The 12246-nt window shown below is 46.9% G+C and carries 5 protein-coding genes, 5 tRNA genes and 3 rRNA genes; 2 read left to right on the forward strand and 11 right to left on the reverse strand.

The genetic code is table 11. The features are described 5' to 3' along the window. The first annotated feature begins 5 nt into the window (after nucleotides 1–5). The gene (ilvY, locus tag BCU34_RS22680; protein ID WP_102479086.1) at nucleotides 6–896 is read left to right on the forward strand and encodes an HTH-type transcriptional activator IlvY; all 891 of its coding nucleotides are present in this window, start codon (nucleotides 6–8) and stop codon (nucleotides 894–896) included. Between the two features lie 125 nt (nucleotides 897–1021). Here the strand turns inward: ilvY and BCU34_RS22685 are convergent. The 11 genes from BCU34_RS22685 to BCU34_RS22735 form a co-directional block, all read right to left on the reverse strand. Next, nucleotides 1022–1112: transfer RNA gene (locus tag BCU34_RS22685), tRNA-Ser, on the reverse strand. A gap of 69 nt (nucleotides 1113–1181) precedes the next feature. Beyond that, a 5S ribosomal RNA gene (rrf, locus tag BCU34_RS22690) occupies nucleotides 1182–1297 on the reverse strand. A 116-nt stretch (nucleotides 1298–1413) separates the two neighbouring features. After that, nucleotides 1414–4307: ribosomal RNA gene (locus BCU34_RS22695) — 23S ribosomal RNA — on the reverse strand. 314 nt (nucleotides 4308–4621) lie between these two features. Next, nucleotides 4622–4697 (reverse strand) — tRNA-Val (locus BCU34_RS22700). Between the two features lie 63 nt (nucleotides 4698–4760). Next, nucleotides 4761–4836 (reverse strand) — tRNA-Ala (locus tag BCU34_RS22705). A gap of 24 nt (nucleotides 4837–4860) precedes the next feature. Continuing rightward, nucleotides 4861–4936, reverse strand: a tRNA-Lys gene (locus BCU34_RS22710). 2 nt (nucleotides 4937–4938) lie between these two features. Further along, nucleotides 4939–5014: transfer RNA gene (locus BCU34_RS22715), tRNA-Glu, on the reverse strand. Between the two features lie 89 nt (nucleotides 5015–5103). After that, nucleotides 5104–6658 (reverse strand): 16S ribosomal RNA (locus tag BCU34_RS22720). Together the 16S, 23S and 5S rRNA genes with 5 tRNA genes alongside form the textbook arrangement of a ribosomal RNA operon. A gap of 510 nt (nucleotides 6659–7168) precedes the next feature. After that, the gene (gene hemG, locus BCU34_RS22725; protein WP_048657781.1) at nucleotides 7169–7696 is read right to left on the reverse strand and encodes a menaquinone-dependent protoporphyrinogen IX dehydrogenase; all 528 of its coding nucleotides are present in this window, start codon (nucleotides 7694–7696) and stop codon (nucleotides 7169–7171) included. A 10-nt stretch (nucleotides 7697–7706) separates the two neighbouring features. Continuing rightward, complete coding sequence (locus tag BCU34_RS22730; protein WP_048657784.1) at nucleotides 7707–9164, reverse strand: TrkH family potassium uptake protein; 1458 nt, start codon at nucleotides 9162–9164, stop codon at nucleotides 7707–7709. 34 nt (nucleotides 9165–9198) lie between these two features. After that, nucleotides 9199–9822 carry a YigZ family protein gene (locus tag BCU34_RS22735; protein WP_102480821.1) on the reverse strand — a complete coding sequence of 208 codons (624 nt, stop codon included), beginning with the start codon at nucleotides 9820–9822 and terminating at the stop codon, nucleotides 9199–9201. A 227-nt stretch (nucleotides 9823–10049) separates the two neighbouring features. Between BCU34_RS22735 and fadB the strand changes: the two genes are divergently transcribed. Next, complete coding sequence (gene fadB, locus BCU34_RS22740) at nucleotides 10050–12221, forward strand: fatty acid oxidation complex subunit alpha FadB (protein WP_102480822.1); 2172 nt, start codon at nucleotides 10050–10052, stop codon at nucleotides 12219–12221. The last annotated feature ends 25 nt before the right edge of the window (nucleotides 12222–12246 follow it).

The following is a 12246-nucleotide window of genomic DNA, read 5'->3' on the forward strand; positions in this document are numbered from 1 at the left end:
AGAACATGAACATAAAATCTCTACAATTATTTATACATTTATGTAATAGCAAGAGTTTCAGCAAAACCGCTGCTGCTATGCATGTCAGTCCTTCAGCGCTGAGCCGTCAGATACAAAAGCTTGAAGAGGAAACAGGACAAGAACTGCTTATCAGAGACAACCGCAGTGTTGATCTCACCCCAGCAGGAAAACACCTATTGCCTGTAGCACTAAGCATCGTTGGAGAGTGGCAGCAATACAATCTTCATTTGAAAGGTGGAGAGCAAGAGCTTAAAGGTGAGATCCGTATATTTTGTTCAGTAACAGCTAGCTACAGTCACTTACCTGAACTCATAACCGAATTTAGGGCTATTCATCCGTATATTGAATTTAAGCTCTCTACTGGCGATCCAGCTCAATCCATCGACAAGATTTTAAACGATGAGGCGGATATCGCGATTTCAGCAAAGCCAGACATTCTTCCTTCAAGATTAGAATTCGAGACCATCAGCGATATTCCACTATCCGTCATAATTCCATCAGGTGTCAGCAGCTTTAGCCAGCAACTTCAGTCTGACAAGCCAAACTGGAATGAAGTGCCCTTTATCATCCCTGAAGCAGGTACGGCGCGTGAACGTGCCAATGCATGGTTCAAAAAGATGAAGATAAAACCCAACATATACGCGCAAGTTTCAGGCCATGAGGCGATAGTGAGTATGGTGGCGCTAGGTTGTGGGGTAGGAATTGCACCTGACGTGGTGATTAACAATAGCCCTGTAAGAGATAAAGTCGACCGCTTAAAGATAGAACCCATCAAACCCTTTGAGTTGGGTGTTTGCTGCAAGAGAGCACAGTTAGAAAACCCATTAATTAGAGCATTTTGGCAGGTCGCCGAAGGAAAATATCTGCAAGACTAAAGAATATATAAGTGGTAACAAACGGGGATAGAGTCACAGATAAAGAGCACGTTAGTGCTCTTTTTGTTTTTCTAAACGACAGATATGAAAAAAGCCCGCTGATTTCTCAGCGGGCTTTTCAATGGTGGTGGAGGGATAGGGATTTGAACCCTAGAACCGCTATTAACGGTTGCCGGTTTTCAAGACCGGTGCTTTCGACCACTCAGCCATCCCTCCAACAAATTGTCATCAACAGATTTGTGCACTGTTGAGGTTGTTACTTGCTATGCAAATAACGAAATTAAAGCCTGGCGATGTCCTACTCTCACATGGGGAAGCCCCACACTACCATCGGCGCTATTGTGTTTCACTTCTGAGTTCGGCATGGAATCAGGTGGGTCCACAATGCTATGGTCGCCAAGCAAATTTTAAAATTCGGAAAGCTGCTTCTCTATTTAATAGAGCTTTAAAAGTTTCTCTTCAAACTCATTCAAGCGTTTGGTATTTCTTTGAGTCCACAAAACCCCTTGGGTGTTGTATGGTTAAGCCTCACGGGCAATTAGTACAGGTTAGCTCAATGCCTCGCAGCACTTACACACCCTGCCTATCAACGTCGTAGTCTACGACAACCCTTTAGGACGCTTATAGCGCCAGGGAAAACTCATCTCAAGGCTCGCTTCCCGCTTAGATGCTTTCAGCGGTTATCGATTCCGAACTTAGCTACCGGGCAATGCCATTGGCATGACAACCCGAACACCAGAGGTTCGTCCACTCCGGTCCTCTCGTACTAGGAGCAGCCCCTTTCAATTTTCCAACGCCCACGGCAGATAGGGACCGAACTGTCTCACGACGTTCTAAACCCAGCTCGCGTACCACTTTAAATGGCGAACAGCCATACCCTTGGGACCGACTTCAGCCCCAGGATGTGATGAGCCGACATCGAGGTGCCAAACACCGCCGTCGATATGAACTCTTGGGCGGTATCAGCCTGTTATCCCCGGAGTACCTTTTATCCGTTGAGCGATGGCCCTTCCATTCAGAACCACCGGATCACTATGACCTGCTTTCGCACCTGCTCGAATTGTCATTCTCGCAGTCAAGCGGGCTTATGCCATTGCACTAACCACACGATGTCCAACCGTGTTTAGCCCACCTTCGTGCTCCTCCGTTACTCTTTGGGAGGAGACCGCCCCAGTCAAACTACCCACCAGGCACTGTCCGTAATCCCGATTCAGGGACCAACGTTAGAACATCAAAACTACAAGGGTGGTATTTCAAGGACGACTCCACCACATCTAGCGACGCGGTTTCAAAGTCTCCCACCTATCCTACACATGTAGGTTCAATGTTCAGTGCCAAGCTGTAGTAAAGGTTCACGGGGTCTTTCCGTCTAGCCGCGGGTACACTGCATCTTCACAGCGATTTCAATTTCACTGAGTCTCGGGTGGAGACAGCGTGGCCATCATTACGCCATTCGTGCAGGTCGGAACTTACCCGACAAGGAATTTCGCTACCTTAGGACCGTTATAGTTACGGCCGCCGTTTACCGGGGCTTCGATCAAGAGCTTCGACCGAAGTCTAACCCCATCAATTAACCTTCCGGCACCGGGCAGGCGTCACACCGTATACGTCATCTTACGATTTTGCACAGTGCTGTGTTTTTAATAAACAGTTGCAGCCACCTGGTATCTGCGACTCTCGTCTGCTCCATCCGCAAGGGACTTCACTGATAAGAGCGTACCTTCTCCCGAAGTTACGGTACCATTTTGCCTAGTTCCTTCACCCGAGTTCTCTCAAGCGCCTTGGTATTCTCTACCCGACCACCTGTGTCGGTTTGGGGTACGATTCCTTACAATCTGAAGCTTAGAGGCTTTTCCTGGAAGCATGGCATCAATGACTTCACTACCGTAGTAGCTCGACATCGTATCTCAGCGTTAGTAGCGGTCCGGATTTACCTAAACCACCCGCCTACGTACTTGAACCTGGACAACCGTCGCCAGGCCCACCTAGCCTTCTCCGTCCCCCCATCGCAATTGTAAGAAGTACAGGAATATTAACCTGTTTCCCATCGACTACGCCTTTCGGCCTCGCCTTAGGAGTCGACTTACCCTGCCCCGATTAACGTTGGACAGGAACCCTTGGTCTTCCGGCGAGGGAGTTTTTCACTCCCTTTATCGTTACTCATGTCAGCATTCGCACTTCTGATACCTCCAGCAGCCCTTACAGACCACCTTCAACGGCTTACAGAACGCTCCCCTACCCCACATACCCTAAGGTACGTAGCCGCAACTTCGGTGTATAGCTTAGCCCCGTTACATCTTCCGCGCAGGCCGACTCGACCAGTGAGCTATTACGCTTTCTTTAAATGATGGCTGCTTCTAAGCCAACATCCTGGCTGTCTGAGCCTTCCCACATCGTTTCCCACTTAGCTATACTTTGGGACCTTAGCTGGCGGTCTGGGTTGTTTCCCTCTCCACGACGGACGTTAGCACCCGCCGTGTGTCTCCCGGATAGTACTTACTGGTATTCGGAGTTTGCAAAGGGTTGGTAAGTCGGGATGACCCCCTAGCCTTAACAGTGCTCTACCCCCAGTAGTATTCGTCCGAGGCGCTACCTAAATAGCTTTCGGGGAGAACCAGCTATCTCCAGGTTTGATTGGCCTTTCACCCCTAGCCACAAGTCATCCGCTAATTTTTCAACATTAGTCGGTTCGGTCCTCCAGTTGATGTTACTCAACCTTCAACCTGCCCATGGCTAGATCACCTGGTTTCGGGTCTAATCCTAGCAACTGTACGCCCAGTTAAGACTCGGTTTCCCTACGGCTCCCCTAAACGGTTAACCTTGCTACTAAAATTAAGTCGCTGACCCATTATACAAAAGGTACGCAGTCACACCACGAAGGTGCTCCTACTGCTTGTACGTACACGGTTTCAGGTTCTATTTCACTCCCCTCACAGGGGTTCTTTTCGCCTTTCCCTCACGGTACTGGTTCACTATCGGTCAGTCAGTAGTATTTAGCCTTGGAGGATGGTCCCCCCATATTCAGACAGGATATCACGTGTCCCGCCCTACTCGTTTTCACTGATTATGATGTGTCGGTTACGGGGCTATCACCCTTTATTGCGAGACTTTCCAGACTCTTCACCTGCATCATTAAAAGCTTAAGGGCTAATCCAATTTCGCTCGCCGCTACTTTCGGAATCTCGGTTGATTTCTCTTCCTCGGGGTACTTAGATGTTTCAGTTCCCCCGGTTTGCCTCCTGCTGCTATGTATTCACAACAGGATACTTACTTATGTAAGTGGGTTTCCCCATTCAGGAATCCCAGACTCAAAAGGTTATTACTACCTAATCTGGGCTTATCGCAAGTTATTACGCCTTTCATCGCCTCTGACTGCCAAGGCATCCACCGTGTACGCTTAGTCACTTAACCATACAACCCGAAAGGGTCTTAGCGTATGGCAACTAACCAAGGTTTTTGGTTGTCATTAAGAAGGGTTAATTCTCAATGACTGTTTGCCGGACTCAATTGTGAATCAAACTAAGTTTGATTCGAATACAAGACACTTGAATGTGTTTGTTGTGTTTATCTAATGAAAGATAAACATTGAGAACTTTTAAATTTGATTGAATTACTCGTAAGTAAATCAATCAGTCAGCTTTCCAAATTGTTAAAGAGCAAGAGTTTTTCAAGTTTTAAACTTTCAAAACCATTTTTAAATACTCTCTTACGAGAATGCTTAAAGATGGTGGGCGATACCGGGCTCGAACCAGTGACCCCCTGCTTGTAAGGCAGGTGCTCTCCCAACTGAGCTAATCGCCCATAAAGTTTCCTTTTGTCTTCACTTTTTAAAAGTGAAAATAAAAGCCATTCTTATGGAAGGAATGGTGGAGCTATGCGGGATCGAACCGCAGACCTCCTGCGTGCAAGGCAGGCGCTCTCCCAGCTGAGCTATAGCCCCATATTTTATTTCCTTGGGAGGAAATGGTGGGTCGTGCAGGATTCGAACCTGCGACCAATTGATTAAAAGTCAACTGCTCTACCAACTGAGCTAACGACCCAATGGTATCCCGTAGGGGAGTCGAACCCCTGTTACCGCCGTGAAAGGGCGGTGTCCTAGGCCTCTAGACGAACGGGACACTGGATTGAAGAACTTGGGAGTTCTTCGTCTCTTTTACTTTCTAAACCTAATCAATCTGTGTGGACACTTATCGTGAATATCTTCGTATAAGGAGGTGATCCAGCCCCAGGTTCCCCTAGGGCTACCTTGTTACGACTTCACCCCAGTCATGAACCACAAAGTGGTGAGCGTCCTCCCCGAAAGGTTAAACTACCCACTTCTTTTGCAGCCCACTCCCATGGTGTGACGGGCGGTGTGTACAAGGCCCGGGAACGTATTCACCGTAGCATTCTGATCTACGATTACTAGCGATTCCGACTTCATGGAGTCGAGTTGCAGACTCCAATCCGGACTACGACGCACTTTTTGGGATTCGCTCACTATCGCTAGCTTGCTGCCCTCTGTATGCGCCATTGTAGCACGTGTGTAGCCCTACTCGTAAGGGCCATGATGACTTGACGTCGTCCCCACCTTCCTCCGGTTTATCACCGGCAGTCTCCCTGGAGTTCCCGACATTACTCGCTGGCAAACAAGGATAAGGGTTGCGCTCGTTGCGGGACTTAACCCAACATTTCACAACACGAGCTGACGACAGCCATGCAGCACCTGTCTCAGAGCTCCCGAAGGCACACCTGCGTCTCCGCTGGCTTCTCTGGATGTCAAGAGTAGGTAAGGTTCTTCGCGTTGCATCGAATTAAACCACATGCTCCACCGCTTGTGCGGGCCCCCGTCAATTCATTTGAGTTTTAATCTTGCGACCGTACTCCCCAGGCGGTCTACTTAACGCGTTAGCTCCGAAAGCCACGGCTCAAGGCCACAACCTCCAAGTAGACATCGTTTACGGCGTGGACTACCAGGGTATCTAATCCTGTTTGCTCCCCACGCTTTCGCATCTGAGTGTCAGTATCTGTCCAGGGGGCCGCCTTCGCCACTGGTATTCCTTCAGATCTCTACGCATTTCACCGCTACACCTGAAATTCTACCCCCCTCTACAGTACTCTAGTTCACCAGTTTCAAATGCAGTTCCGAGGTTGAGCCCCGGGCTTTCACATCTGACTTAATGAACCACCTGCATGCGCTTTACGCCCAGTAATTCCGATTAACGCTCGCACCCTCCGTATTACCGCGGCTGCTGGCACGGAGTTAGCCGGTGCTTCTTCTGTTGCTAACGTCAAGAGATAGCGCTATTAACACTACCCCCTTCCTCACAACTGAAAGTACTTTACAACCCGAAGGCCTTCTTCATACACGCGGCATGGCTGCATCAGGCTTTCGCCCATTGTGCAATATTCCCCACTGCTGCCTCCCGTAGGAGTCTGGACCGTGTCTCAGTTCCAGTGTGGCTGATCATCCTCTCAGACCAGCTAGGGATCGTCGCCTTGGTGAGCCATTACCTCACCAACTAGCTAATCCCACCTAGGCATATCTTGACGCGAGAGGCCCGAAGGTCCCCCTCTTTGGCCCGTAGGCATTATGCGGTATTAGCCATCGTTTCCAATGGTTATCCCCCACATCAAGGCAATTTCCTAGGCATTACTCACCCGTCCGCCGCTCGACGCCCATTAACGCACCCGAAGGATTGTTAGTGTCGTTTCCGCTCGACTTGCATGTGTTAGGCCTGCCGCCAGCGTTCAATCTGAGCCATGATCAAACTCTTCAATTTAATATTTTGTGACTCAACGAATACTGACTTCAAAACTACTATGTAATTTTAAAGCTATTACCATTCCAACAGAATGATAATGAATTGACTGTGCCAAATAACCGAGGTTATTTGTATTGGTCACTCAGTTCATTGAAATCAATTTTGTTACCGAAGTAACTGCTATTACCTAAGTAATAACGTTTTGATATTCATCAACGAGTGCCCACACAGATTGATAGGTTTAAATTGTTAAAGAGCTTTTCCTTTTTGAGCTTCGCTCAAATCGGACGGCCATTTTAGCGATTTAAGTTTTAGTGTCAACCACTATTTTCAAAACTTTTTTCAAGCGCTTAGCTTGGCTAATTTGACCTGCTGATTCGTTTTGGTTTCTTACGAAGCCTTCCCGTTTCAACGAGGTCGCATTATAGAGATTTCGATCACACTGGCAAGCCCTTTTTGAAGTTTTTCTCGTTTTTTTATTCGTTCGATTAAAAAGAACTCAAAACGCCTCAAAAGTAGGCTTTTCTCTTACATCTCTTGCAGTTTCTTAGAGAATAAAGAGACTTTTTCCCAGTTTGTGTACTCAACTTCCTTGGTTGTATCCGTTTCTCCGCCTGTCATATTCATAATGAAGCGAATCATTGTTCTATCGAACCAGTTATAACGTGGGTAATAGAGGGCACCCGCGAATACACCGATCAAAGTTGGCTGCCACGGTGACTTAAGAAGAAACTTCTTAATATAAGCGCTACCTTCAGGGGTATCTTTACCTTGGTCTTCTTTACGAGCCGTTAAGTTAACGCAGAAGAAAGCGACCTTGTTTGATTGTAACTGAGTAAGGTTGGCATCAATGAACTGATATAGCTTCTTATTAAGGTGGCCATAGCGAATAGATGCGCCAATCAATACTCTGTCGTATTGAGCAAAATCGACACTAGTAATAGTGTGCAGATCTTGAAGCTCACATTCGAACTCATTCATTTCTTCTTTTATATAGTTCAAGATTTTCTTGGTCTGCCCTTCACGGCTTGAATACAAAAATAGAGCTTTTGCCACAATGTTGTCCTTAGCTACGCCAAAACGTAGGGGTCAATAAAATTAATAAGGTGAATATCTCTAAACGACCAAACAGCATAGATACGATCAACACCCACTTAGCCTTGTCATTCACATCGCCGAAGTGCATTGCCACTTCACCTAAGCCCGGGCCAAGGTTATTCAATGTTGCGGCTACGGCAGAGAAGGCGCTCAGCTCATCCATACCGGTTGCAATAAGCGCCAACATACAAACCACAAACACCAATGCGTATGCAGAAAAGAATCCCCAAACCGCATCCACGACACGTTGTGGTAATGCAGAACCGCCAACCTTAATGGTATAGACAGCGCGCGGGTGAACAAGACGCTTCATTTCACGAGCACCTTGCAGCGTAAGGAGTAATATTCGGATGACTTTCATACCGCCACCGGTTGAACCTGCACATCCCCCTATAAAAGAAGAGAACAAAAGCAGAACAGGTAAAAATAGCGGCCACTCGGAGAAACCAGTAGTAGTGAAGCCTGCTGTCGTAGATATAGATACAGTTTGGAACAATGCTTGGTCAAAGGCATCGTAATACGAGTCATAAGAGTGATGGTTAAGCAGCAATAAGAAGCATACTAAAAACAGTAGCGCTTGAATAAAGATAAAGGCGCGGAACTCAGGATCTTTCCAATAGTATTTAGGGTGCACACCACCTGAAGCAAAAGCGGCAAAGTGAAGAGAGAAGTTACATGCTGATATAAGCAGGAACACGACGGTAATCATGTTGATCGCCGGGCTATTGAAATAACCCATACTCGCATCGTGAGTCGAGAAACCACCAATCGCAATAGTAGAGAAGCTATGGCTGATCGCATCAAAGAAACTCATCCCTGCTAGCCAGAACGCCACTGCACAAGCAATCGTTAGACTCAAATAGATGTACCACAGTGCTTTTGCCGTTTCAGCAATACGCGGAGTCATCTTACTGTCTTTTACTGGACCTGGAATTTCAGCACGGTACAGCTGCATGCCACCGATGCCCAGTACAGGAAGAATGGCTACTGCCAATACGATGATACCCATACCACCAAACCACTGCAGAAACTGGCGATAAAACAAGATCGCTTTAGGTAAATCATCAAGGCCAACGATCACCGTCGCACCTGTAGTGGTTAATGCAGAGAAAGATTCGAAGAAAGCGTCTGTTACCGAAACGCTCGGGTTATCAGCGATCAAAAACGGTAAAGCACCCGCACTGCCGATTACCGTCCAGAACAAAACAACAATCAAAAAGCCATCACGCGCTTTCAATTCATGCTTATAACGTCGGTTGGGAAACCAGCAAGTTGCTCCACAGAATAAGAGAACGAAGAAAGTCGTCACAAATGGCACACCCGCACCGTCTCGATAGATCAGTGCGACGAGCGCAGGAGCAAGCATTGATACACTAAAAAGTGCTAATAATAATCCGACGATTCGAATAATTGAGCGAAATTGCATGAGCTATTGAACGAAGCGAAATGCTTCACACTTCCTAGTTGTCTTTGACTTTCGTTACCAGTGCCTTAGCACCGCTTTTATTGATCATGGTTTGGGTAAACGAATCTACCTGCAGGAGCTCTATTTCAATAATAAGCTCAACTTGAACACCATAATCCGCTTGGACTTCAACAGCCTGATGCTGAGCCATGATGGATTGTGCTATTGGCACAAAGCCATAGTCTAACTCTAGCCGTAATTTTGTGGTTATTTTTTTCTCGATAGTTTGAAGCAGCTTGAGAGCTTGTTGCACTCCACCACCGTAAGCCTTGACTAAACCACCGGTACCAAGCTTGATTCCACCAGAATAACGAGTGACGACAGCCGTTAACTCTCCAACACCAGACCCAGACAGTTGTGCCAATATGGGCTTACCAGCAGTCCCAGAGGGTTCACCATCGTCACTAAAGCCCCATCGCATTGAATCTTCAGGTCGCCCAGCCACAAAACCCCAACAGTTATGTCGTGCTGAAGAATGCTCTTTTTTTACCTGCTCTACGAACTGTTTAGCAGTTTCTACACTTGGAGTATGAGCAAGATGCGTAATAAAGACGCTCTTTTTTATCTCTTCTTCAAACAGAGCTGACGCTGACGGTATTAAATAGGGCTGTTCATTCATATCGTTAACTTAGTAAATAAGAGCGGAGAAGTGTATCACGCGTGAATAATAAGGGTTAGAGGATCTGTGCCATCGCACAATGTTAAACAATTGTTTAAAAAATGTATTGAAATTAATCTAGCAGAGGTACAGACTAAGATAACTGGTCTTACCAGGTATTCTACAATAATAGAAAGATAACAAGATTCTCTCAAACAATCGTGGATTGTATGTCATGGAGATAGACAATGATTTACCAAGCTAACACCCTACAGGTAAAGGAATTACAAGATGGTATTGCGGAATTAAGCTTCTGTGCTCCAGCCTCTGTAAACAAACTCGACCTTGCTACTTTAGAATCACTAGACAAAGCGTTAGATGCTCTTAATGCTCACGCAGGATTACGTGGTTTAATCTTAACTTCAAACAAAGACGCGTTCATTGTAGGCGCAGACATCACGGAATTCCTTGGCTTATTTGCTAAGCCAGAAGCAGAACTTGATGAATGGTTAAGATTCGCTAATTCAATCTTCAGCAAGCTAGAAGACCTTCCTGTCCCAACTCTTTCAATGATGCGTGGCCATGCCCTTGGCGGCGGCTGTGAATGTGTACTCGCTACCGACTTCCGTATCGGTGACAAGACCACCAGCATAGGTCTACCTGAAACCAAACTTGGCATTATGCCTGGCTTTGGTGGTTGTGTACGCCTGCCTCGTGTTATCGGTGCTGACAGCGCAATGGAAATTATCACTCAAGGCAAAGCATGCCGTGCTGATGAAGCACTAAAAGTTGGCTTGTTAGATGCGATTGTAGAAACAGACCAGCTGCTAGAGTCGGCAATCAACACCGTATCTCTGGCTGCCAATGAAAAACTAGACTGGCAGTTACGCCGTAAACAGAAAACATCAGCATTGTCGCTTAGCAAACTAGAAGCGATGATGAGCTTTACCATGGCTAAGGGCTTAGTCGCTCAAAAAGCCGGACCTCATTATCCAGCGCCAATCACTTCTGTGATTGCAATTGAAGAAGCGGCACGAAGCGATCGTGATGCTGCACTCGATATCGAACGTAAGCACTTCGTCAAGCTAGCGAAATCAGAAGAAGCTAAAGCACTAGTCGGCTTATTCCTAAATGACCAATACATCAAAGGCCTAGCGAAGCAAGCGGGTAAGTCAGCAAACAAAGCAACTGAACGTGCTGCGGTACTTGGCGCAGGCATCATGGGCGGCGGTATTGCTTACCAATCAGCGTTAAAAGGCGTGCCAGTGATGATGAAAGACATCGCACAGGCGTCTCTTGACCTTGGTATGAACGAAGCTTCTAAGCTGTTGAATAAACGCTTATCACGCGGTCGCCTAGATGGATTCAAGATGGCAGACATTCTGTCTTCTATTACTCCAAGTCTGCATTATGCAGGTGTTGAACAATCAGATGTGATTGTGGAAGCGGTTGTAGAAAATCCTAAAGTAAAAGCAGCAGTGCTGAGTGAAGTTGAAGGTCTCGTGGGTGAAGACACCGTTCTTACATCAAACACCTCAACGATTCCGATCAACCTGTTAGCGAAATCTTTGAAGCGCCCAGAAAACTTCTGTGGCATGCACTTCTTTAACCCAGTGCATCGCATGCCTTTGGTTGAGATCATCCGTGGCGAGCATACTTCAGAAGAAACCATTAATCGCGTAGTCGCTTACGCAGCGAAGATGGGCAAATCCCCTATAGTTGTTAACGACTGCCCAGGCTTCTTCGTAAACCGTGTACTTTTCCCTTACTTTGGCGGTTTCAGCATGTTGCTACGTGACGGTGCTGATTTCACTAAGATCGATAAAGTGATGGAGCGTAAGTTCGGTTGGCCAATGGGCCCAGCTTACTTGCTAGACGTTGTGGGTCTAGACACAGCACACCACGCACAAGCTGTAATGGCACAAGGTTTCCCTGAGCGTATGGGTAAAGAAGGTCGTGATGCGATCGACGCACTTTACGTTGCTGAAAAATACGGTCAGAAGAACGGCAGCGGTTTCTACACATACAGCGTAGACAAACGCGGTCGTCCTAAGAAGACCTTCTCTGAAGACATTCTTCCTATCTTGGCTGACGTATGCCAACAGCCGCAAGACTTTGATGACCAAACAATTATCCAGCGCGTGATGATTCCAATGATCAACGAAGTGGTGCTTTGTCTAGAAGAAGGCATTATCGCGACACCGCAAGAAGCGGATATGGCACTGGTTTACGGTTTAGGCTTCCCTCCATTCAGAGGCGGCGTATTCCGCTACTTAGACAGTGTGGGCATTGGTAACTTCGTTGAAATGGCGAAAGGCTACCAAGACTTAGGTGCAATGTACCAAGTTCCTCAGCTATTGCTTGATATGGCAGCGAAGGGCGAAAGCTTTTACGACAGCCAACAAGCCAGTTCTCTGTAACCCACATTTGGAAAAGGAATAGCAA

It is taken from the genome of Vibrio sp. 10N.286.45.E10, from assembly GCF_002874195.2.
Taxonomy (GTDB): domain Bacteria; phylum Pseudomonadota; class Gammaproteobacteria; order Enterobacterales; family Vibrionaceae; genus Vibrio; species Vibrio crassostreae.